This window comes from Rhodococcus sp. P1Y, assembly GCF_003641205.1.
Lineage (GTDB): Bacteria > Actinomycetota > Actinomycetes > Mycobacteriales > Mycobacteriaceae > Rhodococcoides.
In genome coordinates this window covers 5,633,049-5,657,647 of the sequence record NZ_CP032762.1, presented here as the reverse complement: position 1 = coordinate 5,657,647, position 24,599 = coordinate 5,633,049, and the positions used below count along the sequence as shown (strand labels likewise).

The window sequence follows — 24,599 nt, the reverse complement described above, 5'->3', positions numbered from 1 at the left end:
GCGCCGCGGGCCCTCGTGCTCGTACACTCGACCACGCAACACCATCCAGAGCGACCGAGAGACCTGGCTCTACGACGTCGCAGCAACCCCCCGCGGGGCTAGTGAAACGCGGGTGAGGGTGCTACCGCCGGGACCGATGGAGGAACGATGAGCACCACCCCTCGCCGCCCAGCGTCTGTGCACGCCGTGGGTGAAGGTTTCGTGACGGCCTGGGGCCGCATTCATCTCGATCTGTGCCGATTGACCGGCTCGATCTGTCGCGGCTGACGCTTCTACAGCCAGATTTCTTTCTTTCTTCCCGTACCGCTCGAATCAGGTGTGCCGTAACGGTGTGCCCTATTCGGCGTCCTTCACAGATCCGGAGTGCCTCGGTGTCCTCTCGTTCCGTTTTCGCAGGCGTCAGCACACTCGCTGCCCTGAGCGTCGTTCTCACCGCGTGCGGCGGTGGTTCCACGTCGAGCAGTGCAGATGCGGGGGAGCCGACTGCGGGCGGCACCCTGCGATACGGGCTGTCCGGTGCCCCGTCCTGCTCGGATCCTGCACAATCGGCCACCAATCAGACCATCTACGTAGCTCGCCAGGTGGTGGATTCGCTCACCGACCAAGATCCGGACACAGGCGAAATCACCCCGTGGCTCGCCGACAGCTGGGAGGTCGCTCCGGACGCATCGTCCTTCACGTTCAAGCTCAAGGATGGCGTGACGTTCAGCGACGGGACGCCGGTCGACGCGGAAGCGGTCAAGGCGAACTTCGACTCGATCGTGAATGTGCTGACCACCGCGAAAGCACCACTCGGGGGCAGCTACCTCTTCGGGTACGAGGGCACGACCGTCGTCGATCCACTGACGGCCCGCATCGACTTCACCGGCCCGAACGCACAGTTCCTGCAGGCAAGTTCGACGACGCAGCTCGGCATCCAGTCGCCTGAGACGGTCGCCAAGCCGGCCGAAGACCGCTGCAGCGGAAACAACATCGGCAGCGGTCCGTTCACATATGCGGACTACCAGCAGGACCGCTCGGTCACCCTCGCCAAGCGGGCCGGATACGACTGGGGATCCGATGTGTTCGCCCACGATGGTGAGGCATACCTGGACACCATCGAATTCACCGTCGTGCCCGAATCAGGGGTCAGGACAGGAAGCCTGTCCTCGGGCCAGCTCGACGCCATTTCGGATGCACTTCCCCAGGATGCTCCACAGATCGAGGCGACCGGCGGACAGATCCTCACCACCTCGAACCCAGGTGTTCCGTTCGGGATTCAGCCGAATGTCACGCGCGGCGTACTCCAGGACCCCGAGGTGCGTAAGGCCCTGGTCCCTGCGATCAATCGCCAAGAACTCGTCGACACCGTCCTCGGTCCCGATTTCAGGACGGCGACCAGCACTCTTGCAAGCAAGACGCCGGGCTACACGGAACTGTCCGACGTCACGTACGACCCGGAGAAGGCCAAGTCGATTCTGGACGCAGCGGGTTGGGTTCCCGGCCCGGACGGCATCCGTGAGAAGGACGGTCAGAAGCTCTCGTTCAAGGTCATGTTCGCCGCTGTTTTCGCTGGCAACCAGGCGATTCTCGAACTGACGCAGCAGCAATTGCGCGACGTCGGCGTCGACCTTCAGCTCGAGCTGGTCTCGGTGCCGGAATCGACGGCGCGTCAGAACACCAAGGATTACGACGCGAACTATTACAACAGCACACGGGCCGACGGCGACATACTGCGGACCAGCTTCGCGATCGACGGTCGAAACCTGAACGCGCGCGGACCGATTCCTGATCTCGACGCATCGCTCACGAACGAACTCGCGACGACGGACACTGCCGAACGCAATGCGATCATCGCCGCCGCGCAGCAGCAGGTCCTCGACAACGGCCTCTGGATCCCGACGATCGAGCTCTCCCAAGCAATCGGAGCAGGCGCGAATGTCCAGGATCTGAAGTTCGAGGCCTCGGCGCGACTGCAGTTCTTCGACACCTGGCTGAGCGGACAGTAATCATGATTCGTTATCTCGCACTGCGCGTACTGCAGGCCGTAGCGGTCTTGTGGGCGGCGTTCACCATCTCGTTCATAGTGCTGTTCCTTCTTCCGTCCGACCCGGTCAGCATCGCTGCCGACGCGGCGGGTTCGGGAACGCCGGTGGACGCCGCCGCCATCGCGGAACTGCAGGCACGTTACGGACTCGATCAGCCCGTCTGGGTCCAGTACTGGAACTCTCTCAGCGGCGCAGTGCGCGGTGACTTCGGTTTCTCCATCGCCACTGGTCAGAAGGTCACGACGGCAATCTTCGACGCCCTGCCGAGCACACTGGCGTTGGCGACGACGGCTCTCGTGCTGGCCCTGCTCTTCGGCACTACCGTCGCGTTCTTCGCGACCTACACGAAGATCAACTGGCTTCGTACAGTCCTGTTCTCGATTCCACCGCTGGGTGTGGCGGTGCCGACCTTCTGGGTCGGACTGCTTCTACTGCAGGTGTTCTCGTTCCAGCTGCGGATCTTCCCTGCATTCGGTGACCAGGGCGTGTCCTCGCTGGTCCTGCCGGCCATCACGTTGGCGCTGCCGACCGGCGCGGTCATCGCGCAGGTTCTCGCCACCTCGATGACCACCACGTGGAAGCAACCGTTCGTCGAATCGGCTCGTGCGAAGGGTGTCTCACGCCTTCGCGTGCAGACCAAGCACGTCGCGCGGTTGTCGTCGATCCCGGCATTCACCATCGCGGGCGTACTCGTCGGCAACTTGCTGGCGGGCTCGGTCGTCGTCGAGACGGTGTTCTCTCGAGCAGGTGTCGGAAGGCTCACCCAGACGTCGGTGCTCGCTCAGGACATCCCGGTGGTCCAGGGCATCGTGGTCCTGACGTCGTTGGTGTTCGTCGTGGTCAATCTCGCGGTCGATCTGTTCTATCCGCTGATCGATCCGCGCATCGTCTCCGAGTACGCGTCGAGCGCACCGGTGAAGGAGAAAGCCCATGTCTGACATCCTGACTCGCGCGGAAACGTTCGACGCGACCGAACCTGTCGAGGCGAAGCCAGGTCCGAGCCGCCGGAAGCCTCGTGCGCGATCACTCGTGAAAAACTTGTGGTTGGCCATCTCGATCGTCGTCCTCGGTCTCGCGGTGGGCTTAGCGCTGTTCCCCGGGGTGTTCGCGAGCGGCGACCCCCTCAAAGGAGTCCCGGCGGACAAACTTCAGGGCCCGAGCGCTGCACACTGGTTCGGTACCGACAACATCGGCCGCGACCTGTACACACGCGTCGTGCACGGTGCCGGGTTGTCACTGACGGCAACGTTGGCCGCCGTTGCCATCGCGTTGATCGTCGGGTCACTGATCGGGCTGCTCGCCGGCGCAGTGGGCGGCATCGTGGATGCCGTCCTGATGCGCATCGTCGATGTGCTGCTGTCGATCCCGGCGCTTCTGCTTTCGCTAGCTTTGGTCACCGCACTCGGCTTCGGAACGCGCAATGTCGCCATCGCCGTCGGTGTCTCGCTCATCGCCAACTTCGCACGCGTGATGCGGTCCGAAGTTCTGCGCGTGAGGCGCTCGCTCTACGTCGAGGCCGCATACGCGTCGGGTGTTCGGTGGTACAACGTGTTCCGTCGCCATATCCTGCGCAACTCGTACGGTCCCGTCATCGCTCTCGCCGCAGTCGAATTCGGTATGGCCGTGCTCGCTGTCTCCGCGCTGAGCTTCCTCGGATTCGGAGCGGTTCCACCGACCCCCGAGTGGGGCTCGTTGATCTCGGAGGGAAGGAACTTCCTCGCAACGGCGTGGTGGATGACGACTCTGCCCGGCCTGGTCATCGTCGCCGTCGTCCTGTCCGCGCACCGCGTCGGACATGCACTCGAAGGTGGAAAATCATGAGTCCGGTCCTCGAAGTCGAGAATCTCCAGGTCTCGTACGGTGACACGAACGCTGTGTCCGGCGTGTCGTTGACGGTCGCCAAGGGCGAGGTCGTCGCCGTGGTCGGCGAGTCCGGTTCGGGCAAGTCGACGACTGCGCACGCGATCATCGGGCTGCTCGCCGGCACCGGTCACGTCACCGGCGGAACGGTTCGATTCGATGGAGACCGCATCGACGACGCGTCCGAAAAGACCCTCGATCGCCTGCGCGGAGCGCACATCGGCCTCGTGCCTCAGGATCCGACGACGTCGCTGAACCCCGTCGTCAGGATCGGTGAGCAGGTCGCCGAGGTGCTCCGCGTACACGGGCTCGCCACCAAGCGGTCCGCCAAGGTCGAGGCCATCCGCATCCTCACCGAAGCCGGCATCGACAATCCGGAAGTACGTGCGCGTCAGTACCCGCAGGACCTGTCCGGTGGACAGCGTCAGCGCGTACTCATCGGCATCGCACTCGCCTGCAGGCCGGAGCTCGTCATCGCCGACGAGCCGACGAGTGCGCTCGACGTGACCGTCCAGCGCCGTATTCTCGACCACCTCGACGAACGCATCGCGAAAACTGGTGCTGCGGTGTTGCTCATCACGCACGATCTGGGTGTCGCCGCCGATCGCGCTGACCGACTGGTCGTGATGAGCAAGGGCCGGATCGTCGAAACTGGTCCGACGGCAGAGATTCTGGCCAACCCGAAGCACGAGTACACCAAGTCGCTGCTGGCTGCGGCCCCGAGCTTGGGAACGACCCTGCGGCCCGCGCGAACCGACACGCGCTCGATCCTGACTGTGACCGACGTATCGAAGACGTTCCGTATCGGGCGTGGGGTGAACTTGGACGCGGTGACATCGGCGTCGTTCACGGTCCACCGCGGCCGGACGGTCTCGCTCGTCGGCGAATCGGGTTCGGGAAAGTCGACGCTCGCTCGCATCACCATCGGACTGGAGACGCCGACCTCCGGTTCCGTCGACTTCGACGGAACTTCCGTTGCGTCCCTGAAGGGCTCGGAGTTACGGGCACTTCGGCGCCGAGTGCAGATCGTTTACCAGAACCCGTACGCGTCGCTCAACCCGAAACTACCTGTCGAGCAGATCATTCGAGAGCCCCTCGACGCGTTCAAGGTCGGTTCTTCGGCGGAACGCGGCAAGCGTGTCACCGAACTGCTCGACCAGGTTGCTCTCCCCGCCGACTACCTTCGCCGCCGGCCGTCGGAACTGTCCGGCGGACAACGTCAGCGGGTGGCGATCGCTCGCGCGCTGGCGCTGCGACCGGAATTGGTGGTTCTCGACGAACCGGTGTCCGCGCTCGACGTGTCGGTCCAGGCTCAGATCCTCGATCTTCTCGACGAACTGCAGACCGGACTCGATCTCAGCTACCTGTTCATCTCTCATGATCTTGCCGTCGTGCGCCAGATCAGCGACACCGTTGCCGTCATGCAGGCCGGTTCGATCGTCGAATACGGGCCGACTGCACAGATATTCGATTCACCACAGCGCGAGTACACACGAGAATTGCTTGTCGCGATTCCCGGTGGCTCGGTCGACAAGGAGGCAGTTCGTGCCTGAGGAGAAGTTCTTGATTGCCGTCGACTTCCAGGGTGCGGGTATTCACCCGCAGGCGTGGCGTCGCGCAGACTCCCGCGCGGAAGAACTGTTCACCGCGCAGTACTGGACCGATCACATCGAGCTGGCAGACCGAGCCGGGATCGACATCGCGTTCGTTCCCGATTCCTTCGCACTGCAGAGCGGCGACGGTTCCGAACGCGGCAGGCTCGACGCCGCATCGGTCGCTGCGCGGGTCGCTGCGGTGACCCGGTCCATCGGTCTCGTCCCTACCGTGACGGTCACCCACACCGAACCGTTCCACGTGTCCAAGCAGATTGCGAGCATCGACTTCGCGTCCAAGGGGCGGGCCGGATGGGAGGTCGCGGTGTCCAGAGGCACGACCCAGGCAGATCTGTTCGGCCGCAAAGCAGCACAGACCGATGACTCGCTGTGGCGTGAAGCAGACGACGCCGTCGAGGTGGTCACCGGACTGTGGGACAGCTGGGAGGATGACGCGGAGATCCGTGACACGTCCACCGGTAGGTTCATCGATCGAGACAAGCTGCACTACATCGACTTCGAAGGCGAGTTCTTCTCGGTCAAGGGCCCTTCGATCACACCGCGTTCGCCGCAGGGACAGCCGGTCGTGGTGGTGCGTGCCGACGATGCACACTCGACGGGCGTGGCTGTACATCGCGCAGACGTCGTCCGGATCGCCGCGTCAACCGTCGAGGACGCGGCAGTTCTCGCGGCTCGTGTCCGTCGCGCTGTCGTTGCCGTAGGGCGGGACCCGGCGAGCGTTCACGTCCTTCTGGATCTCGAAGTCCAGGTGTCCGATACCGCAGCAGCGGATGTGGACCAGCTGAACTCGTGGTCGCCCTACGTCCCCGAATCGGTGACCTTCCGAGGCGACGGTGCCGAACTGGTGTCGCTGCTGACCGAACTGCGTGAGTCCGGCGTCGTCGACGGGGTGACGCTGCGACCGTTGGCGTTGTCGCAGTCTCTGCAGAACATCGCGCAGTACGTCCTTCCGCATCTGCCGTGGAAGCCAGCTGAACGGGAAGGCCTGTTGAGGACTCGTCTCGGCCTCGCTCGTCCGGTCAATCGTTATGCAGTAGAGGGAGTATCGCAGTGACTTCTCGCAAGAAGCAGATTCACCTCGGCGCGCATTTTCCCGGCGTCAACAACACCACGGTGTGGGCCGATCCGGAATCGAAGAGCCAGATCGACTTCGATTCGTTCGTTCACCTCGCGGAGACCGCGGAACGTGGACTGTTCGACTTCTTCTTTCTCGCCGAAGGTCTCAGGCTCCGGGAGCACCGGGGTCGTATTCACGATCTCGACGTCGTCGGTCGACCGGACACTCTCACGGTTCTGAACGCGCTTGCGGCGGTGACCACGCACCTCGGCCTGGCGGGCACGATCAACACCACGTTCAACGAGCCGTTCGAGCTCGCCAGGCAGTTCGCGTCGCTCGACCATCTGTCCGCCGGGCGCGCGGCCTGGAACATGGTTACCTCCTCGGATGCGTTCACCGGTGAGAACTTCCGTCGTGGCGGATATCTGGACCGAGCCGATCGGTACGTGCGTGCTCGCGAAATCGTCGATGTCGCACGAGAACTGTGGGACAGCTGGGCGCCGGACGCACTCGTCGTCGATCGTGAGAACGGGGTGTTTGCACGCGCGGAATCCATTGCGCAGGTTCGACACACCGGACCGCAGTTCGACATCGATGCGGCGTTCACCGTTCCGCGCAGCCCACAGGGACACCCGGTGCTGCTTCAGGCAGGTGACTCGGACGAGGGCCGAGAGTTCGGGGCGGCGAAAGCAGACGCCATCTTCACGATCCACGGGACGCTGGAGGCCGGTCAGGCGTTCTACGCCGACGTGAAAGGAAGATTGGCGAAGTACGGGCGCGAGCGCAGCGATCTGAAGGTGCTGCCCGCCGCGACCTTCGTCCTCGGTGATACACCTGAGGACGCCGAAGAACGCGCCCACCACATTCGACTTCAGCAAGTCGGTCCGCAGACAGCGATTTCGTTCCTCGAACAGGTCTGGGGGCGTGATCTTTCCGAATACGATCCGGACGGGCCGCTTCCGAAGGAAGACCCGACCGACGATGTGAACATCACACGAGGGCGGGTCCGGCACGGAGATCCTGCTGCCGTGGCGCGGGAGTGGCGCGAACGTGCGGAGGCCGGCAACCTGAGTATTCGGGAGCTGATCATCGAGGTGACGACGCGGCAGCAGTTCGTCGGCACGCCGGCTCAGGTTGCCGACGAAATCGACAGCTACGTACAGAACGACGCGAGCGACGGGTTCATTCTCGTCCCGCACATCACCCCTGCAGGCTTGGACGAGTTCGTGGACAAGGTGATTCCCGAACTGCAGGATCGTGGCAGCTTCCGCACGGAGTACACCGGAACCACACTGCGCGATCATCTGGGCCTGAGCCACCCCCATGAGAGTCAGGCGTACGACGTCGAGCGAGAAGGAGTACGAGCATCATGACCACGACCCTGAACACTTTCGAGGCTTCCTGGAACGAGTGGCACGCCGAGCGTGAGAGCTACTACAGCGATCCGCTCGGCTGGGTGTCGCTGACGGGGCTGTATTGGTTGACCGAAGAGTTCGAGAACATCGGTGACCTTCCCGGCCGTTGGCGCGCCGACGAGGACTTCGTGTACATCGACGGTCTCGCGGTAGACAAGATCGAACCGATCGAGGGCGCGCCTGGAATCCTCGTCGAGGACGGCGACCGGCGTATCGAGGTCATCCGTCGTACCGGCTCGGTGGCATTGCGTGTCCACGATCCGAAGTCGCCCCACCTCGAGTCCTTCACGGGCATTCCCGCCTACACACCGGACGAGAAGTGGAGCGTGACAGGCACCTTCGCGCCGTACCCGGAGGCCAAGATCGTCACGACGGGTGCCGTCGTCGAGGGCCTGGAGCATCACCACACCGCGGTCGGTGTCATCGACTTCGAACTCGGCGGTGAGAAGCAGCAGTTCGTCGCTTTCGGCGGCAAAGAAGGTGGACTGCGTGTTTTGTTCACCGATGCGACAAGTGGGGTGACCACCTACCCGGCTGCGCGTACGCTCGTCGTCACCGATCCGGACGAGAACGGTTCGGTGTCCCTCGACTTCAACCGCGCGTCGAATCTTCCGTGCTCGTTCACCGACTACGCGACGTGCCCGGTGGCACCTGCGGAGAACAAGCTGACTGTGGCTGTAGAAGCCGGCGAGAAGGATCCCCGTCCGGCGTCGGCGTCATGAGCAGAGTGCCGTTGTCCGTTCTCGATCTCTCGCCGATCAGCGAGGGGTCGACCGCCGCACAGGCACTGCGCAACACTCTCGACCTCGCGCGTCAAGCCGAGGAATGGGGGTATGAGCGGTACTGGGTCGCCGAACACCATTTTGTCGCTGCCGCCAGTTCCTCGCCCGCGGTGTTGGTCGGATTGATCGCCGCTGCCACCAACAGGATTCGTGTCGGTTCGGCCGCGGTGCAGATCGGTCACCACACCGCGGCATCGGTCGTCGAGTCCTTCGGCATCGTCGACGCCGTCTATCCGGGTCGTATCGACCTCGGCATCGGGCGATCGGGCCAGCGCCGCGCAGAAGCTCTCGCGGGTAAGGATCGGCCGCAGCCCGAGCGGAAGGACAAGATCATCGAGGGAATCTTGTTCCCGAAGCCGTTCGAGACCGGCAAGTTGCTCCTGTCCGAACGACTTTTGGCGACGGGCGAGGTACTTGTCCAGCCGAAAGCCGAAGCGCCCGACTTCGACGAGCAGCTCGGCGACATCGTCGCGTTTCTCCGGGGTGAATTCACCACACCGTCGGGAGTCGCTTTGACTGCGACCCCCGGTAGTGGTGCCCAGGTGGAGCTGTGGCTTTTCGGTAGCAGCGGCGGCCAGAGTGCACAAGTAGCAGGCGCACGCGGTTTACCGTTCGTCGCGAACTATCACGTCAGTCCCGGTACGACGCTCGATGCCGTCGAGGCCTACCGGGCGTCATTCGTTCCGTCCGAGGTGTTGAAAGAACCGTACGTCGTGGTGTCCGCCGATGCGTTGGTGGCCGAATCCGACGAGGAAGCAACGTATCTCGCATCGTCCTTTGCACAGTGGGTCTACAGCATTCGCAGCGGGCACGGCGCAATTCCGTACCCGGATCCCAAGACGGTGGTCCCATTGACCGACGAGCAGTCGGTCCTCGTTCAAGATCGCATTTCGACGCGGTTCGTCGGCTCCGCCGCAACGGTCGCCGAGAAGTTGGACGGCTTGCAGCGTGCCACGGGCGCCGAGGAACTCGTCGTGACCAGTACGACGCACGATCACGCAGACAGGCTCCGGTCGTACGAACTCCTCGGAAAGGAATGGGGATTACCCCGACTGCGCGTATAGGAGGGATGGATTCGAATCGAGTGGGAGTTGAATACAGACATGACACGAGCAGCGGTAGCAACAGCGTTCGGCGGACCCGAGGTCGTACGGATAATCGACGAGGCGCTCGCAAAGCCTGCGGCAGGGCAGGTACTCGTCGAGGTGAAGGCCATCGGCGTCAACCCCATCGACTACAAGCTCTACAGCGGAGCGTTCGGGTCGGATCAGTCGACCCTGCCTCTCCATCTCGGAAGTGAAGCAAGTGGCGTCGTTGTCGCAGTCGGCAACATAACGACAGGTCCGGGCGGGCCGATCTCCGTCGGCGACGAGGTCATCGTCTCCGGAGCGAAAGGTGCGTACGCGGACAAGCTCCTCGTGCCGGCCGACGCCGTTCTACCCAAGCCTGCGTCTCTCTCATGGGAGGCCGCGGCAGGTCTTCTGGTCGTGGCGGGAACGTCGTACGACACGTTGGAGGTCACCGGCGTGAAGGCTGGTGAGACGGTGCTCGTGCACGGCGCAGCAGGAGGCGTCGGATCGATCGTCGTTCAGCAGGCCAAGGCCCGCGGCGCTCGCGTGATCGGTACTGCTCGCGCTGTCAACCACAATGTGCTCCGCGGGTACGGTGCGGAGCCCGTCGAGTACGGAGACGGATTGCTCGAACGTGTGAAGGAACTCGCGCCAGGTGGCGTCGACGTCGCCATCGACACGGTGGGCACCGACGAGGCAATCGACGTGTCCCTGGCTCTCGTCGACAAGGCGCGCCTCGTTACCATCGCAGCATTCGGTCGCGCGGCCGAGGAGGGGTTCCCGTCCGTCGGTGGCGGAAACCCGCAGAGTGCGGAGAGGCGGAAGAAGGCACGCCTCGATCTTGTCGCCGCCGCGGGCGACGGCGAGTTCGAAGTCACGATCGCCAAGACGTTCCCGCTGGAGGACACGGCCAAGGCGCATGAGGAACTGAAATCCGAGCACCCGCGCGGAAAGTTCATTCTGATTCCGTAGCGAACCGCGGCTTCGCCGCCCGTGCGCGAATAATTACCGCGGAACGTCATTACGCACTCACGACCTCTGACCTGGGCCGTGAGTGCGTAATGACATCGGAGGGTAACTACGCGAACACGGGCGGCGCAGCCGCATAACGATTCGCCGGCCTCGGGAGCCCGTAGTGCTCGCGCAAAGTAGTGCCGGCGTACTCGGAACGGAATAGCCCCCGCGCCCGCAGGATCGGCAGCACCTCGTCGACGAAGACCTCCAGTCCTGACGGCAATGCAGGCGGCATGATGTTGAACCCGTCGGCCGCTCCGCCGAGGAACCACGTTTCGATCGAATCGGCCACCTGCAGCGGCGTGCCCGTGAAGGTGTGGTGCCCACGACCGCCGCCCAGGCGTCCGATCAGTTCGCGGACAGTGAGGGATTCCCGACGCGCGAGGTCCACGATCAGCGTGTAGCGGCTCTTTGCCTCCTCGATGTGCTCCTCGGCGAGTAGGTCGGCAGGTAGTTGCTCGTCGAGAGCGAGCACCGACGGATCCACCTTGAGGGTCTTCGCGAGTTGCTGCAAGGCGTATTCGGGGACGATGAGGCGGTCGAGTTCTGCGTCGAGTTCTCGGGCCTCTGCTTCGGTGGAACCGATGACGGGCACGATTCCCGGCAGGATCTTGATGTGGTCCGGGTTTCGGCCGACCGCCGCGGTGCGCTGCTTCAGATCGGAATAGAACGCTCGCGCATCCTCGATGGTCTGCTGCGCAGTGAACACCGCTTCGGCGTATTTCGATGCGAGCACCTTTCCGTCCTCGGATGAACCCGCCTGCACCAGAAGTGGATATCCCTGAATGGGACGGGGAACGTTGAGCGGACCGCGGACGGTAAAGTACTCACCGCGATGATCGACCGTGCGGACCCGATCGTTGTCTCCCCAGACACCGGCATCCTTGTCGGCAAGGATAGCGTCGTCATCCCAACTGTCCCAGAGCTGTTGGGCAACGTCGACGAACTCGGCGGCACGTGCGTACCGGTCACCATGATTCGGCAGTGTGTCGAGGTTGAAGTTCTGTGCTGCATCGAGACCCGCGGTGGTGACGATGTTCCACCCCGCACGGCCACCGGAGATGTGGTCGAGAGAGGCGAAGGCACGCGCGAGGTTGTACGGCTCGTTGTAACTCGTCGTCGCAGTGGCGACGAGGCCGATGCGCTCGGTCACCGTCGAGACCGCCGTCAGGATTTGCAACGGCTCGAGATTGCCCGACGGTCGACGGCCGACGTCGGCAACCAGCTGGGGGCTGTCGGCGAAGAAGATCGAGTCGAACTTGCCGCGCTCGGCGATCTGCGCCAGGCGCTGGTAGTGCTTGATGTCGACGCTTGCTCGCGGGTCGGACTGTGGTAAACGCCAGGATGATTCGTGGTGGCCTGTGGTCATCAGAAACGCGTTGAAGTGCAAAGTCCTGGTCATGACGTCACTTTCTCGAATGCGCCCAACGCGGTAAGGAGATCTTCCCGTTGAGCGACGAACTTCGGATCACTGTGTGTGCGTGGCAGATCGAGTTCGACATGCTGATCGGAGACGATCCGTCCCTCGTCGAGGACTAGAACTCGGTCGGCGAGGAGCAGCGCCTCGTCGACATCGTGGGTGATGAACAGGACTGCGGGCGTGTGTTTAGCGCACAGATCACGTAGCAAGGCGTGCATGCGAATTCGAGTCAGCGCATCGAGAGCGCCGAACGGTTCGTCGGCGAGCAGGAGCTCGGGCTCACGTACGAGAGATCTGGCGAGCGCGACCCGCTGCTGCTCACCGCCGGACAGCTCCTTCGGCCACGCGCTCTCGCGACCGGCGAGACCCACCTCGGCCAATGCCGCTCGCCCACGTTCGGCGGCATCGCGCCCTCCAAGGCCGAGGGTCACATTGTCGAGCACCCGCGACCACGGCAGCAATCGTGAATCCTGGAACACCACCGACCTATTCGCCGGAACCTCGAGTTCCCCCGAACCGAGTACGTCGTAATCGAGTTCTGCCAGCGCACGTAGGAGCGTGCTCTTGCCGGATCCGCTGCGGCCCAGGAGCGCGACGAACTCACCGCGCGCAATGTCTAGGTCGATGGCGTCGAGAACGACCCGATCTCCGAACCCTCGAGTGAGCGAACTCGCGCGAACCACCCTGTCTACCCGCCCAGTTCCTACCCGCCCAGTGTCTGTCGCCATGACAGTGCCCTCCGTTCCACGCGCCTGACCACGATGTCGCCGACCAGTCCGAAGATGGCATAGACGACGAGTCCGACGACGATGATGTCGATCTGTCCGTAGGTTCTGGCCTGCGTCATCAGATATCCAATGCCGCTCGTTGCGTTGACCTGCTCGACGACGACTAGTGCTAGCCACGAAATCGTGACGGCCATGCGCATACCCGTGAAAAACCCGGGCAGCGCGCCGGGGAGCGCGATACGACGCACGAACTGCCACCGCGACAATCCGACGGTTTCGGCCAGTTCGACGTAGCGGTTGTCGACACCCCGCAGCTGCGCATGTGTATTGATGTACACGGGGATGAGCACACTGGTGGTGATGACAATTATCTTCATGGATTCACCGATGCCGAACCACACGATGAACAGCGGAATGAGCGCAAGCGTCGGGATTGCTCTCTTGATCTGGATCGGGCCGTCGACCAACGATTCGCCGAGCCGAGACAGGCCGGAGACGAGCGCTAGTGCCACGCCGATAACCACACCGAGCACGAGGGAGATCACCGCCCGCTGAAGTGATGTCGACAGGTTGCTTTGCAGTCGGCCGTCGTCGATGAGATCCAGAGCCGTCGTGAAGATCGTCGACGGCGCCGGAAGCGTCTGCGGGTCGAGAATCCCCGTGGCCGAGGACACGATCCAGAGCGCGATCAGGATGCCGGGACCGATCGCCAGACCGTAGGGGATCGCCTTGCCCGGACCCAGTCTGCGACGGGAGATGTTTCGGGGCTTCAGAACCGAAGGCGACGCAATGTTCCTGCGCTCTTGACGAGTAGGAGTGACGACGGCCATCAGCTTTCACCCCTGGTGAACGAAGCGCCGACTTCTTCGACGGTCCGGTTCGACACGTCGGCGAAGCGAAGGTCGAATCCGTTCGCGGCCTCCACCGACTTGGGGAGTTCGCCCGCCTCGTCGATGATGTCGATGGTGTCCTGCTGTCGTTGAACAAGATCTTCGTCGAGTTTCGGAAACGAGTACGGACCCAGCGAGTCGACGATGCGCTTGCCGTCCTCCGCCGTCAAACCCTGGCCTTCGACGTAGTATTTCTGCAGCCACTCGTCGGGATTGTTGTTGGTCCACTGAACCGCTCGAACGAAGCTGGCGATGTAGGCCTGCAGCGCAGCGGCTTTCGCCGGGTCTTGGATCGCTTCGGCGCGCGCATACAGGTACGACAGGCCAGTGGACGTTCCGCCGGACTCCGACGTGTCGATCAGTGTTGTTCCTGGGTTCTTCAGGAATCGCGTGAGGTTGGGTTCGCCCAGCGGCGCAACGTCGACCTGACCCGTTCTGATCGCGTCGGGGAACTCGCCGAGCTGCAACCTGACGAGCTCGACATCCTCGGTGTTCAGCTCGGATCTTGCCAGTGCGCGAAGGACGATAGCCTGCTGGGCGGTGCCTTCCGCGTACGCGATCTTCTTGCCCTTCAGGTCGGCAAGCGTCGTGATGTCACGATCCGCGGCTACCGCCAATCGGGTGTTGTCCGGATTCGATTGGGTGCCGAGAATGATCGGCACGTCCTGGCCTGCGATGAGTGCCTGGATCGGCGGTGTGTCACCGACCCGCGCCACGTCGGCTGCGCCTGCGCGAAAGGCCTCGAGGATGGCCGGTCCACCGACGAAATTTGCGAACTCGTACTCGAAGGGGAGCTTGTCGAGCTCTCCCGATGCTCTCAGGACGGACTGCTGGAACTCGGATTGGTCGGCGATGACCAGTTTCGTGCCCGCCGGAATCTCCGTAGGCAGCGGGGCATCCGACGCCAACGCGTTCGCGGGGGTGTCGTCGCTCGCGCAGCCGGCCAGTGCACCGACCGCCGTCATGAGCGCGGTGACGGCCACTGCGGCTGTACGGATCGATCTTCGGTGTGCTGATGAAGTACGGAATGTACGCATTCGCACAGCCAACCCCGGACCGGACGGGGCGACAACAGTTTACGTTTGCGTGAATCAAAGTTTGCCCAGGTGGGGTTTTATCCCCTGTGCGTGGGTAGTTACGTTCGGCGGTAACTACGCGCGCACAGGCAGCGGAGCTGCACTCGGCAGGAGTTCGATCGCCAGTGCATCGTTGTGCCGGAAGAATCCCGCGTTGGTTCGAGGTCGTGGAAATGCCGAAGACCAGTTGTGGCCCGCGACCCACGGGCCTACCGCGTACCGCCTGTCGTGAGTCGAACCGTCGGAGTGAAGAATTCGGGAACGTCCGTCGACCGAGATCTTGGCTGCGCTCTTTTCGTTCGCGCGCACCTCGACCATCTCGCCGCGCGCGTGCAACGTGCGTAGCAACGCGTCACCGCTCGACTGGATCGACGCCACCGGCAGACGGGCGTCGACGAGAGTCCGGGCGGTCACGATTTCGGAATGCGAGGCACTCTGCGCCGAGAACACGCCTGTAGTGGTGTCGGCGCTGAACGTGGTGTCGGGGCCGAGGAACCGGACGATGCCGCTGGCCGCGAGTGCGCGTAGTTGCTCCAACCGTTGCGGCGGGGGTCCGCTGGCGATGAAGCTGAAGAACGAATGCAACCATCCCTCGATGTCGACAGCCACCGATTCTGCCGGAATACGCCCGCGGCGCAATAGTTCTCCGGTTGTCATGTACACGGACAGCAACGCGCTGAACACTGCCGCGTCACTGCTGTAGTGGTGATCGGCGCGTCGTGCGAGATCTGCGGCGATGTAGCCGGATACTCGCGAGGTGGCGTCGTCGATCCCATCGTACGATTCGCCGGCGAGCGGCCGGTCGATGCGTTCGAGATCTATCCGATCGTCGTCCTTGGGGACAAAGTACTCGACCAACTCGGCCGACGCTGTGGAACCCCACTCCACTGCATCGAACTGGCTCTCGAAGTCGGCCCACGTTCCGTTGGTGCGTTCGGGGTGGGATGCGAACAGCTCGTAGAAGTGAGCTCCCGCAATCTCTTTCGCAGCGAGCGGCCAGATGTCGTGTCGAAAGTCGAGCCGGCCCTCGCCAGGGAACGAGTCGGCGGAGAAGTACTTGGGCAGGGGCGGCCTGGCAGCGGCGATGTCGTACCCGATCTTCGAGTGGTAGGGCACGCCGCGACGCGAACCCGCGTAGATGACGGGCTCGCGGCCCGAGGGCTGGTACGAAAGTTCGCCATCGACGGAGCGACTGAACCTGCCGCCGCGGCTTTCGGCAAGCAGCACCATCCAATCGATGAACGCCAGGCCCAGTCCCGCAACGAGAATCGGCTCGGATTCGGGCACCACGTCGGGGTCGAGGTCCGCTGTATAACCGGGGCCGACGTAGGTCAGGCCGTGCGACTCGGCGAAGGTCCTCAGATAGTTCTCCGCGGCCGAGGGCAGGGCATCGGGATGGCCTTGGGCGAGCAGGAGAACATCCGCCTCGACCGTTGAGCCGTCGTCGAGGGTCAGCGTCTGAACGTCGCCATCCTGAACATCTACGACGGTCCGACGGTGCACACGGACATCGGAGGAGGTCCCGGTCAGCGCCCGAGCGAATACCCATTCCAGATACCTGCTCTGCAGGGTTCGAGACGCAAAAGAAGCGGGTGTGAAGTCGATCAGTTCGTCGACGAGCTCGGGATCGTTGCGCAGCGACTCGATGTTGTCGTGCACCCACTCGGCCAGCGTCGGGCCCGGTACGACAGGGCCGTCGACGATGGTGGTCTCATCGGTGAACATCGTGACGTCCGCTGCGACCGAGTTCATCCACAGCAAGGACGGTTGGCTGCCCCTCCAGATTCGGCCCGCGCCCGCAGGGAACGGATCGAAGACGTCGACGCAGACGCGGCGGTCATCGTGGCGTGCGCCAAGGTGAGCGAGCAACCGTTCGAGCACGCCGGTACCGCGCGGGCCTGCACCGACGATGGCGATGCGGTGTGGTGCTGAACTTTTCATGCGTTCGTGCCTCTCCATCGACCCTGGCGGAAGCACCCGCACCTACTTGCGTCGGGGGTTGCTGCGGCGTCGACGAGCCAGGACTCTAGACCGCTCTGGATGGTTGACACGACCATAGCCATGCCGGTTCGCGAGCGCTAATCGCGGATGAGAGGTACAACGCAGAATCACGCTGATTCTATTTCTGTTGCCCTCGAACTTCGGTTCAAAGGCTCGGTTCAGGGCGCGTCGGCACCTGGCTGTGGTAATTGAGCTGGGGTAGTTGGACCAGGACAGATCCGGGTCGCCGTCCCTTTCGATCATGATGATTCGAATGGTGTCCATTGTCATTCGGCAGGTCTAGGTTCGCTCTATGCAATGGTTGATACGCATTCGACGACTCGGGTGGTTCGACGGCCTTTCCGGGTGCAATCTCGGCTGCGCGCGTGCGGCCGTGGACCTTTCCGTCCACGGCTGACAGCCGACAGGCAGTACGGCCGCGAGTCATTCAGCCTGATTGCAACGCCCTTTACTTGCAGGCTCGAGCGCCAGCGTCGAACCATAACAGGTGCTGGTCTTTCTCGGCGCGAACTTCTCGCCCCTGACCAACGGTCTGTCACCCCTTGCCGGCGGCCGGCGTGGTCAGCGATTGTTGTCGATGACGAACGTCGCCAGGGCCTTGGGGTTCACAGTGTCGACATAGATCCGTGATGCGGCATGGTAGCGGAGGTGAAAGGCCTCCGTTGCCCTCTCTCGGCCACCCAGTAGTTTCGAGTCGCGTTGTGTGCCCCTTTCGCGGGCGGTGTCGAAGTCCGTGTCGACGAATACCGTTGTATCCCAATGGGCGTCGAGGGGAGGACGCTGTAGGAAGGTTCCGTCGACCACCAGCACGGCATTCTTCGGAGCATGGCGAGGCTCGGTGTCGAGACGTCGATCGGACTGCAGGTCTATGACGCCTTCACAGTACGACCCGGATCCGCCCGGCCCGAGCGGAACGAGCACTCGGGAGATCAGCGAATCGAAATCGTATGCATCCCAGTAATATCCTTCGGCAGACATGCGCCCCTGCCGATGTCGGTGCGCGCGGGGGTGGTGGAAGCCGTCCATTGTGAGATGGATTGACTGACGGTCCAAGCGTCCCAACGCACGTGTGATTGCAGCGGCAACGGTCGACTTTCCCGACGCCGTGATGCCGTCCACCGCTACGCGGACCGGATGCCCCAGATCGGTACAGGCAAGCGTCTCCGCGATGTCCAACACTCGCGCGTCCTCGAATGTCATATACCCCCCCCAACAATAATCATGTGATGTCCCACAGCTGACTGTAGAAGTCGAGTTCGGCCTCGTCCAGCGCAAGGAGCAAAAGAAACCTTTGGTCGATGCACCGACAGGTCAGGCGTTGGCCCGCATCATTCTGATGGTCAGGAAGCCGTCGACACCTGGGAAGTCCTGGGCGACGCCGTCGGGAATAAAACCGTTGCGTCGGTAGAAGGCAACCGCGCGGTGGTTGTCCTGGGCGACCCAGAGTTCGGTCGGTTCCTCGGTGAGCACGGCATCCAGGAGTTGTTGTCCGATGCCGGTGCCGTGGTAGTCGTCGAGGACGTACAGCGCGAACAGCTTTCGACGGCCGTCTTCGACACCGCAGTGCGCCAAACCGACGACGGCCGAGTCCAGTTCGGCGATCGCAACTGCATGGTCAGTGCTGTGAAGTCGAAGTACCCTCTGCCAGTGGGCTGTTCGACGGTCGATGGACCCTGCGTCGAGGTACGCCTCCGGCACGGTTCCGCCGTAAGTCGACCTCCAGACGGCCGTATGCACCCGGGCGATCTCCGCGGCGTCGGTGAATTCCGGGGCACGGATGATCACGTCCTCGGACATCATCGCTCCACGATAGAACATCGGGTGAAGGCCAACCCATTGATTCCAGCGGCGACTACCTTTCCTGGACGACCCCGTCGACGAGGATCCGAGCACCGCGCTCCGCGTAGAAGGACAGGTGGTTCTCGATGCCGGACGCCGCGGACGTAGCTTGTGGATAGAACCAGGCGACGTCCTGCGGCCCGTCCTGCACCGACACGTACGACGCAGTTCCCTTGTACGGACATGCGGTCGTCGTGGCCGACTCGGTCAGCAGCGAGTTCTTCACGTCGATGCGCGGGACGTAGTACCGCGGCGGGAGCCCGGTTTCGAACAGGATCTTCGGCGCTCGTGTCTGGGCGACGAGAACATCCCCTATGTAGACCTCCACATGGCGTGAGGACGGCAGGACGTCGACGCGTACGTACGGGTCGCGAGGGTGTACGAACACCTGCTCGTCCTCCTCGAACCACGCGTCGACGCGGTCCCAGTAGAACGACACGTATTCGCTCAGGTCGAGAGCGTCGTCCAACGCGTCCGGATAGGTCCAGAGCGCGTCGACCGAGGTCTTTCCCCCGACGGTCAGGGTCCTGTACGTCGCTGTTCCCTTGCGAGGACAAACCGTCGTGGTGGCCGAGTCGTGAAGGAAGTCGCTTCGAACATCCGTCCGTGGGATGTAATAGGCAGGCAGGTGGTCCTTCTCGAACAGATAGACGGACTCGGTGGTGTCGGCCACGACCTCACCTCCGAAGAACGCCCTGATCCGGCGGTGGTTCGGTTCGATCGACACGGTGCCGTTGGCTGCGACCGTCTGTGTTGCCTGTGCATGGCTGAGTGCTCTGGACATTGACATACCTCCAGTCTCGACGCTACCTCGCCTCTGAGCCGGATCGGTTGTTCACTGCACCCCTGATCAGAATCATTGACGAGGTCCCGCCCTGGTGATGGACTTGATGGCATGCCATTCTTCGACGGCGCACGCGGACCGATCTACTACCGTCACTGGGCGGCCGAGGTCGGAAAGGTCAACGTGATCTTTCTGCACGGCTACGGTGAACATTCGGGCCTCTACCACCGGTTCGCCGACTCGCTGAGCGCCGATGGCATCGACGTATGGGCCTTGGATCAGATCGGTCACGGTCTGTCGACCGGCGACCGAGGTGATTTCGGATCTCTCGACGAATTACAGTCCGACGCAGCAACACTGACGTCGTTGGCAAGGTCCTACGCGCCCGATGTCCCGTCGCTCGTGATAGGGCATTCCCTTGGTTCGGTCGTCGCCGGTCTGGCTATGCTCGACAACCCCGACCGTTATGTCGGCGCCGTCCTCTCGGGTGCGCCGCTGTCGCCGCTGGACTGGTTGGATCCGGCCGCCCAACAGTTCGACCTCGACCCGAGCGAACTCTCGGACGATCCGTTCTATCTCGACGCGCTCGTCAACGATCCCCTCGCCTTCGTCAGCAGCGACTCCGGAGACGTGCTTGCGCGTGAGTTACCCCGTGCCTGGGCTCGATTCGACAGAGACCTCGATACGCTGAAAGTGCCGGTTCTCGCGGTACACGGTCAGCTCGATCGGATCTCGCCGATCGACGGCGTGCGGCGATGGGTCGGCCGTGCGCCCGGTCTCCAGATCAGAGAGATCGCAGGTGCGCGCCACGACGTGCTCAACGAGACCGGACACCGTCGTACTGCTGCTTTGATCGCAGATTTCGTACTCGAACGCGCCGACACCGCATCACCGGTCACCTACGAGGAGGAGTCGTCATGGCAAGGCTGACAGTCACCGATGAGCAGCGAGCCGCGCTCGCCGAAGCCGCATCTTTCCCGCTGTTCGACGCCATCGCCGGGCGTCGTTCGCGCAGGTTTCCTCTCGGTGGCTCGATTCCCGACGGCCCCTTGGCCTTCGAGAGTGCGCACCCCGCGACGCCGTTGACCGAGGTCGAGCGGGCCCTGCTGCTGTCGGTGGTCGGTGGCGTCACGGGGTGGCACTACGGCATCACGCGGCATGGCGGCTACGCGCCCAATTTCCCCAACTACTCGGGAAGTGCTGTGGGGCGGACATTTCCGTCTGCGGCAGGGTTCCACACGAGTCAGCTGTTCTTCACCGACGATTCGGGAACTTATCTGCTCCCGAGCCGGGACACTCCGCCGCCGGCAGGGGAGTTCGACCTGGAGGACTGGCTGAATCACACTGCAGATCAGTACGTTCGGTTGTCCGGCACGCGCCTCGAGATCCCGCGTGAAGAGCCCTACATGGAGGGTCACAACACCTGGATTGCCAACCATCCGGGCAGTCTGCTCGCGTTTCCTGTGGCCGATCTTGCCGAGCACCTGATCGCCAACCTGTCGTTCTTCGCGGCCAACGGGTACGTGATTTTCGACGACGTGCACGACAGGCCGATTCCAGGACTCGAAAAATTCTCCGGTCTGGCCCATTTCGACGATCCGGTGCCGCTGTCGTTCGTGGAGCAGTACACCCTGACCGAGGCCAGCGCCGAACTCGCGACGGCTACTCACAACGGAGTGCTGGCACTGCAGGCGTTGGGGCTCGGCGGATGGATGTTCGACGGACTCGACCGGTTGTCGGTTCTCGGTGGCTCCGGGGATCCCCGGGCGCCCGGCCTCGGTTTCCGCTCCGACAGCGATCCGCGGTGGCCGTTTCCCAACGCCACGGGACTGGACGGCTACTTCGACACGCTCTCCCCGCCGCACGTGCCAACCGTGGCCGACGGCGTTGCCAAGTACATCGAGCGCAAGTACGGGCCGGGTGGCCCGTTCCATCCCGACACGCCTGGGGCCTGGTCGGATACGCCGAAGGTGCGGTCCTCGGCGTTGCCCGCCGAGGCGGTTCAAGACCTGGTGACGGCGGAGGCGTCGTACATCTACGAGTCTTTCGGCAAGCTACCGGGCACGGTCCCGACGGTGCACGTACTGATGTATCTGCAGGCCCAGAACATCGACCTCGACTTCTACGACACGCACTTCGCTCCAGGTGCGTACTTACGTACCCACCTGGAGCATGCGCGACGACTACAGCAATCGACGGTGATCACTCGAGCTTGAAGCCGACCTTCACCGTCACCTGAAAGTGCGCGACGGCGCCGTTCTCGATGTGTCCGCGAGTTTCGACGACCTCGAACCAGTCGAGATTCTTCAGCGTCGTGTTGGCGCGTGCAATGGCCTTGCGCACTGCATCGTCCGAGCTCTCCGTCGAGGTTCCGACGATCTCGGTGACACGGTAGATGTTGTCGCTCATATCTCGTTGCTCCTTCATTTCGCGATCGGCTTCCAGCATCTGATATTTCACCGACTCGCCTGATTTCGAAACCGAATGGCGAGTTCTCGCAGGTCGACCACCCACGGGGGAAGAATCACGGTGATTCGAATGTGCGCCTGCGCCGCCCGTGCGCGCGTAATTACGTTCCGCTGTCATTACGCGCTCACGACGAGGTCACGGGTGGTGAGTGCGTAGTTACGTTCTGGTGTTATTACGCGCGCACGGGCGGCGAAGCCGCACAAGCTCGTACCGCCGACGTCACCGGATTTGACCATCGACACCACCGGTGCGAACATCGACGATCTGGTCCGGCAGGTTCTGGAGGTAGTGGAGACCCGATGACGATCGAGTACGACCATCCGCTCGACGACCCGATCAGGTCGTCGTTGCTCGGCGAACATGCAAAATTCGCGCGCAGCATCGGCCGGAGCTTTCGGTTCGACCCCGAGGTCGCGCCGTTCCTCGGCCACCCGCCGGTCATCGAGGACAGCGACTGGGCGGACATCGCGCAACTCTTCGGTCCGGGCGACATCGTCTCGCTGCGAGGCGTCGGGCATCGGTTGCCGGCGGGATGGGGCCTGGTCGACCAGTTCGGGCTCGTCCAACTCGTCGGAACTCACCTCGAGACCAGGCCGCTTGCGGGCGCACTTCGGCTCGGAGCAACCGACGTTCCGGAGATGCTCGATCTCGTCGCACGCACTCAGCCTGGACCGTTTCTGCCGCGCACCTTCGAGCTCGGAACCTACCTCGGTCTCAGGGACGAGGGTGCGCTCATTGCGATGGCGGGGGAGCGGATGCACCCGACGGGATGGACCGAGATCAGTGCCGTCTGTACAGATCCCGCGTATCGCGGGCGAGGCCTCGCGACCGATCTGGTGCGCGCAGTGGGTCACGGCATTCGCGAACGTGGAGAGAAGCCGTTCCTTCATGCGTCGGCGGCCAACGAGAACGCCATCCGGCTGTACCTTTCGATCGGCTTCGAGATCCGTCAGCGCTCGCAACTGACTCTCGTGCGCACGCCCGCCTAGCGCCCTGCACCGGCGTCGCAGAACACTCTGTAGGTGCTGACTGCATGATGGAGTCGTGACTTCCGATCCGTCTCGACCCGACGAACGCTTCACCCTGGCCAGCGAACGAACGTTCCTGGCGTGGATGCGCACCTCACTCGGTTTGCTCGCCGGTGGTATCGCCGTCGTGCACCTCGTACCGGACTTCAGCACCGGATGGGTCAGGACGACGCTTGGGCTCGTTCTGATCCTGATGGCGGCCTCCGCCGCGATGGTCGGGCTGCGTCGCTGGCTACAGGTGCGGCGGGCGTTGGAATCGGGAGCACCTATGCCCGAAGCGAAAGAGCTGTGGATCTTCGCAGTCGGGATCGGTGCGATCGCTGTCCTGGCTGCAGTGGTGACCGTGCTGGGTATCCAGTAGTCCGGTGCCTCCGCCGGGAGTGCACAATCGAGGTACCAGTGAGTTTCGACGAGGGAGTAGCGCGTGGCACAGGCTTTGAAACTTGGATACAAGGCGTCGGCAGAGCAGTTCGGGCCGCGGGAGCTCGTCGAACTGGGTGTTCTCGCGGAGCAGCACGGAATGGATTCGGCGACGGTCAGCGACCACTTCCAGCCGTGGCGTCACGAAGGCGGGCATGCTCCGTTCTCCCTCGCGTGGATGACAGCCGTCGGGGAGCGGACCGAAACGATCCAACTCGGCACATCGGTCCTGACGCCGACGTTCCGCTACAACCCGTCGGTGATCGCGCAGGCATTCGCGACGATGGGGTGCCTCTACCCCGGACGCATCATGCTCGGCGTGGGTACCGGTGAGGCCCTCAACGAGATCGCCACCGGCTACAAGGGCGAGTGGCCGGACTTCAAGGAGCGATTCGCGCGGCTCCGTGAATCGGTTCGGCTGATGCGTGAACTGTGGCTCGGTGACCGCGTCGACTTCGAAGGCGATTACTACACCACCAAGGGCGCATCGATCTACGACGTTCCCGACGGCGGCATCCCCGTCTACATCGCAGCAGGCGGACCCGTCGTCGCGCGGTACGCCGGGCGTGCGGGAGACGGCTTCATCTGCACCTCGGGCAAGGGCATGGAGCTCTACACCGACAAACTGCTACCTGCCGTCGAAGAGGGTGCGGGCAAGGCAGAACGTGACGCCGGCGAGATCGACAAGATGATCGAGATCAAGATCAGTTACGACACCGATCCCGACCTGGCTCTCGAGAACACTCGCTTCTGGGCGCCGCTGTCACTGACGCCGGAGCAGAAGCACTCCATCGAGGACCCAATCGAAATGGAGAAAGCTGCCGACGAACTGCCGATCGAGCAGGTCGCCAAGCGCTGGATCGTCGCCTCGGACCCCGACGAGGCCGTCGAAAAGGTCAAGCAGTACACCGACGCGGGCCTGAACCACCTCGTCTTCCACGCGCCCGGGCACGATCAGAAGCGGTTCCTCGAACTCTTCGAGCGCGATCTGGCTCCTCGGCTCCGCAAGTTGGGGTAGTTCGGCTGCATCCCGTATCGCTTGAATGGTCCATTCATACGTTCTGCTCGTATGAATGGAACCATTCAAGCGGTGGGTCCACCGCGCG

At 63.3% G+C, this 24,599-nt stretch carries 24 protein-coding genes and 1 riboswitch; of the genes, 15 read left to right on the top strand and 9 right to left on the bottom strand.

What is annotated here, in order from left to right:
• The first annotated feature begins 38 nt into the window (after positions 1-38).
• Positions 39-143, top strand: a riboswitch (SAM riboswitch).
• A 4-nt stretch (positions 144-147) separates the two neighbouring features.
• The 10 genes from D8W71_RS28280 (at position 148) to D8W71_RS26165 (ending at position 10,796) form a co-directional block, all read left to right on the top strand.
• A complete protein-coding gene (locus tag D8W71_RS28280) occupies positions 148-267 on the top strand; it encodes a putative leader peptide (RefSeq protein ID WP_328588808.1) in 120 nt (39 codons plus the stop codon).
• A gap of 104 nt (positions 268-371) precedes the next feature.
• A complete protein-coding gene (locus D8W71_RS26205) occupies positions 372-1,988 on the top strand; it encodes an ABC transporter substrate-binding protein (protein WP_121117964.1) in 1,617 nt (538 codons plus the stop codon).
• A 2-nt stretch (positions 1,989-1,990) separates the two neighbouring features.
• Positions 1,991-2,965, top strand: coding sequence for an ABC transporter permease (locus D8W71_RS26200; protein ID WP_121117962.1), 975 nt, complete (start codon positions 1,991-1,993; stop codon positions 2,963-2,965).
• Positions 2,958-3,848, top strand: coding sequence for an ABC transporter permease (locus D8W71_RS26195; RefSeq protein WP_121117960.1), 891 nt, complete (start codon positions 2,958-2,960; stop codon positions 3,846-3,848). Before D8W71_RS26200 ends, D8W71_RS26195 begins: the two co-directional genes overlap by 8 nt.
• Positions 3,845-5,440 carry a dipeptide ABC transporter ATP-binding protein gene (locus D8W71_RS26190; RefSeq protein WP_121117958.1) on the top strand — a complete coding sequence of 532 codons (1,596 nt, stop codon included), beginning with the start codon at positions 3,845-3,847 and terminating at the stop codon, positions 5,438-5,440. Before D8W71_RS26195 ends, D8W71_RS26190 begins: the two co-directional genes overlap by 4 nt.
• Complete coding sequence (locus D8W71_RS26185; protein WP_121117956.1) at positions 5,433-6,554, top strand: LLM class flavin-dependent oxidoreductase; 1,122 nt, start codon at positions 5,433-5,435, stop codon at positions 6,552-6,554. The genes D8W71_RS26190 and D8W71_RS26185 overlap by 8 nt, the downstream gene beginning before the upstream one ends.
• Positions 6,551-7,930 (top strand): NtaA/DmoA family FMN-dependent monooxygenase, encoded by a 1,380-nt coding sequence (locus D8W71_RS26180; protein WP_121117954.1) that lies wholly within the window; start codon positions 6,551-6,553, stop codon positions 7,928-7,930. The genes D8W71_RS26185 and D8W71_RS26180 overlap by 4 nt, the downstream gene beginning before the upstream one ends.
• Entirely contained in the window at positions 7,927-8,694 is a 768-nt protein-coding gene (locus D8W71_RS26175) for a DUF1684 domain-containing protein (protein ID WP_121117952.1), read from the top strand. The genes D8W71_RS26180 and D8W71_RS26175 overlap by 4 nt, the downstream gene beginning before the upstream one ends.
• A complete protein-coding gene (locus D8W71_RS26170; RefSeq protein WP_121117950.1) occupies positions 8,691-9,818 on the top strand; it encodes an LLM class flavin-dependent oxidoreductase in 1,128 nt (375 codons plus the stop codon). Before D8W71_RS26175 ends, D8W71_RS26170 begins: the two co-directional genes overlap by 4 nt.
• 39 nt (positions 9,819-9,857) lie before the next feature.
• The gene (locus D8W71_RS26165) at positions 9,858-10,796 is read left to right on the top strand and encodes an NADP-dependent oxidoreductase (RefSeq protein ID WP_121117948.1); all 939 of its coding nucleotides are present in this window, start codon (positions 9,858-9,860) and stop codon (positions 10,794-10,796) included.
• Positions 10,797-10,902: 106 nt separating this feature from the next.
• Here D8W71_RS26165 and D8W71_RS26160 read toward each other — a convergent pair whose 3' ends face one another.
• The 8 genes from D8W71_RS26160 to D8W71_RS26125 form a co-directional block, all read right to left on the bottom strand.
• The gene (locus tag D8W71_RS26160) at positions 10,903-12,240 is read right to left on the bottom strand and encodes an LLM class flavin-dependent oxidoreductase (protein ID WP_121117946.1); all 1,338 of its coding nucleotides are present in this window, start codon (positions 12,238-12,240) and stop codon (positions 10,903-10,905) included.
• On the bottom strand, positions 12,237-12,986 hold the full coding sequence (locus D8W71_RS26155) for an ABC transporter ATP-binding protein (protein ID WP_236077618.1): 750 nt from the start codon (positions 12,984-12,986) through the stop codon (positions 12,237-12,239). Before D8W71_RS26155 ends, D8W71_RS26160 begins: the two co-directional genes overlap by 4 nt.
• Positions 12,962-13,816 (bottom strand): ABC transporter permease, encoded by an 855-nt coding sequence (locus D8W71_RS26150; protein WP_121117942.1) that lies wholly within the window; start codon positions 13,814-13,816, stop codon positions 12,962-12,964. The genes D8W71_RS26155 and D8W71_RS26150 overlap by 25 nt, the downstream gene beginning before the upstream one ends.
• The gene (locus D8W71_RS26145; RefSeq protein ID WP_121119954.1) at positions 13,816-14,841 is read right to left on the bottom strand and encodes an ABC transporter substrate-binding protein; all 1,026 of its coding nucleotides are present in this window, start codon (positions 14,839-14,841) and stop codon (positions 13,816-13,818) included. Before D8W71_RS26145 ends, D8W71_RS26150 begins: the two co-directional genes overlap by 1 nt.
• A gap of 186 nt (positions 14,842-15,027) precedes the next feature.
• Complete coding sequence (locus D8W71_RS26140) at positions 15,028-16,893, bottom strand: FAD/NAD(P)-binding protein (RefSeq protein ID WP_121117939.1); 1,866 nt, start codon at positions 16,891-16,893, stop codon at positions 15,028-15,030.
• Between the two features lie 621 nt (positions 16,894-17,514).
• Complete coding sequence (locus D8W71_RS26135) at positions 17,515-18,153, bottom strand: uridine kinase (protein ID WP_121117937.1); 639 nt, start codon at positions 18,151-18,153, stop codon at positions 17,515-17,517.
• 111 nt (positions 18,154-18,264) lie between these two features.
• Positions 18,265-18,753 carry a GNAT family N-acetyltransferase gene (locus D8W71_RS26130; RefSeq protein WP_236077616.1) on the bottom strand — a complete coding sequence of 163 codons (489 nt, stop codon included), beginning with the start codon at positions 18,751-18,753 and terminating at the stop codon, positions 18,265-18,267.
• 52 nt (positions 18,754-18,805) lie between these two features.
• Positions 18,806-19,576, bottom strand: coding sequence for a DUF427 domain-containing protein (locus D8W71_RS26125; protein ID WP_121117933.1), 771 nt, complete (start codon positions 19,574-19,576; stop codon positions 18,806-18,808).
• 111 nt (positions 19,577-19,687) lie between these two features.
• Between D8W71_RS26125 and D8W71_RS26120 the strand changes: the two genes are divergently transcribed.
• Together D8W71_RS26120 and D8W71_RS26115 are read left to right on the top strand one after the other, a co-directional pair.
• Complete coding sequence (locus D8W71_RS26120) at positions 19,688-20,506, top strand: alpha/beta fold hydrolase (RefSeq protein WP_121117931.1); 819 nt, start codon at positions 19,688-19,690, stop codon at positions 20,504-20,506.
• The gene (locus tag D8W71_RS26115) at positions 20,494-21,792 is read left to right on the top strand and encodes a hypothetical protein (protein WP_121117929.1); all 1,299 of its coding nucleotides are present in this window, start codon (positions 20,494-20,496) and stop codon (positions 21,790-21,792) included. Before D8W71_RS26120 ends, D8W71_RS26115 begins: the two co-directional genes overlap by 13 nt.
• On the opposite strand, the gene D8W71_RS26110 is transcribed toward D8W71_RS26115, so the two are convergent.
• Positions 21,779-21,985, bottom strand: coding sequence for a dodecin (locus tag D8W71_RS26110; protein ID WP_121119952.1), 207 nt, complete (start codon positions 21,983-21,985; stop codon positions 21,779-21,781). The two genes, D8W71_RS26115 and D8W71_RS26110, sit on opposite strands and share 14 nt — an antisense overlap.
• Positions 21,986-22,344: 359 nt before the next feature.
• On the opposite strand from D8W71_RS26110, the gene D8W71_RS26105 reads away from it, so the two are divergent.
• From D8W71_RS26105 to fgd, 3 genes are all read left to right on the top strand, one after another.
• Positions 22,345-23,034 carry a GNAT family N-acetyltransferase gene (locus tag D8W71_RS26105; RefSeq protein WP_121117927.1) on the top strand — a complete coding sequence of 230 codons (690 nt, stop codon included), beginning with the start codon at positions 22,345-22,347 and terminating at the stop codon, positions 23,032-23,034.
• A 55-nt stretch (positions 23,035-23,089) separates the two neighbouring features.
• On the top strand, positions 23,090-23,434 hold the full coding sequence (locus tag D8W71_RS26100; RefSeq protein WP_121117925.1) for a YidH family protein: 345 nt from the start codon (positions 23,090-23,092) through the stop codon (positions 23,432-23,434).
• 63 nt (positions 23,435-23,497) lie between these two features.
• Entirely contained in the window at positions 23,498-24,511 is a 1,014-nt protein-coding gene (fgd, locus tag D8W71_RS26095; protein WP_121117923.1) for a glucose-6-phosphate dehydrogenase (coenzyme-F420), read from the top strand.
• Positions 24,512-24,599 lie beyond the last annotated feature (88 nt).

Coding starts and splice junctions, on each gene's coding strand:
- D8W71_RS28280 (WP_328588808.1), top strand. CDS start 148: ATGAGCACCACCCCTCGCCGCCCAGCGTCTGTGCACGCCGTGGGTGAA.
- D8W71_RS26200 (WP_121117962.1), top strand. CDS start 1,991: ATGATTCGTTATCTCGCACTGCGCGTACTGCAGGCCGTAGCGGTCTTG.
- D8W71_RS26195 (WP_121117960.1), top strand. CDS start 2,958: ATGTCTGACATCCTGACTCGCGCGGAAACGTTCGACGCGACCGAACCT.
- D8W71_RS26190 (WP_121117958.1), top strand. CDS start 3,845: ATGAGTCCGGTCCTCGAAGTCGAGAATCTCCAGGTCTCGTACGGTGAC.
- D8W71_RS26175 (WP_121117952.1), top strand. CDS start 7,927: ATGACCACGACCCTGAACACTTTCGAGGCTTCCTGGAACGAGTGGCAC.
- D8W71_RS26170 (WP_121117950.1), top strand. CDS start 8,691: ATGAGCAGAGTGCCGTTGTCCGTTCTCGATCTCTCGCCGATCAGCGAG.
- D8W71_RS26165 (WP_121117948.1), top strand. CDS start 9,858: ATGACACGAGCAGCGGTAGCAACAGCGTTCGGCGGACCCGAGGTCGTA.
- D8W71_RS26160 (WP_121117946.1), bottom strand. CDS start 12,240: ATGACCAGGACTTTGCACTTCAACGCGTTTCTGATGACCACAGGCCAC.
- D8W71_RS26155 (WP_236077618.1), bottom strand. CDS start 12,986: ATGGCGACAGACACTGGGCGGGTAGGAACTGGGCGGGTAGACAGGGTG.
- D8W71_RS26150 (WP_121117942.1), bottom strand. CDS start 13,816: ATGGCCGTCGTCACTCCTACTCGTCAAGAGCGCAGGAACATTGCGTCG.
- D8W71_RS26145 (WP_121119954.1), bottom strand. CDS start 14,841: ATGACGGCGGTCGGTGCACTGGCCGGCTGCGCGAGCGACGACACCCCC.
- D8W71_RS26140 (WP_121117939.1), bottom strand. CDS start 16,893: ATGAAAAGTTCAGCACCACACCGCATCGCCATCGTCGGTGCAGGCCCG.
- D8W71_RS26135 (WP_121117937.1), bottom strand. CDS start 18,153: ATGACATTCGAGGACGCGCGAGTGTTGGACATCGCGGAGACGCTTGCC.
- D8W71_RS26130 (WP_236077616.1), bottom strand. CDS start 18,753: ATGATGTCCGAGGACGTGATCATCCGTGCCCCGGAATTCACCGACGCC.
- D8W71_RS26125 (WP_121117933.1), bottom strand. CDS start 19,576: ATGTCCAGAGCACTCAGCCATGCACAGGCAACACAGACGGTCGCAGCC.
- D8W71_RS26120 (WP_121117931.1), top strand. CDS start 19,688: ATGCCATTCTTCGACGGCGCACGCGGACCGATCTACTACCGTCACTGG.
- D8W71_RS26115 (WP_121117929.1), top strand. CDS start 20,494: ATGGCAAGGCTGACAGTCACCGATGAGCAGCGAGCCGCGCTCGCCGAA.
- D8W71_RS26110 (WP_121119952.1), bottom strand. CDS start 21,985: ATGAGCGACAACATCTACCGTGTCACCGAGATCGTCGGAACCTCGACG.
- D8W71_RS26105 (WP_121117927.1), top strand. CDS start 22,345: ATGACGATCGAGTACGACCATCCGCTCGACGACCCGATCAGGTCGTCG.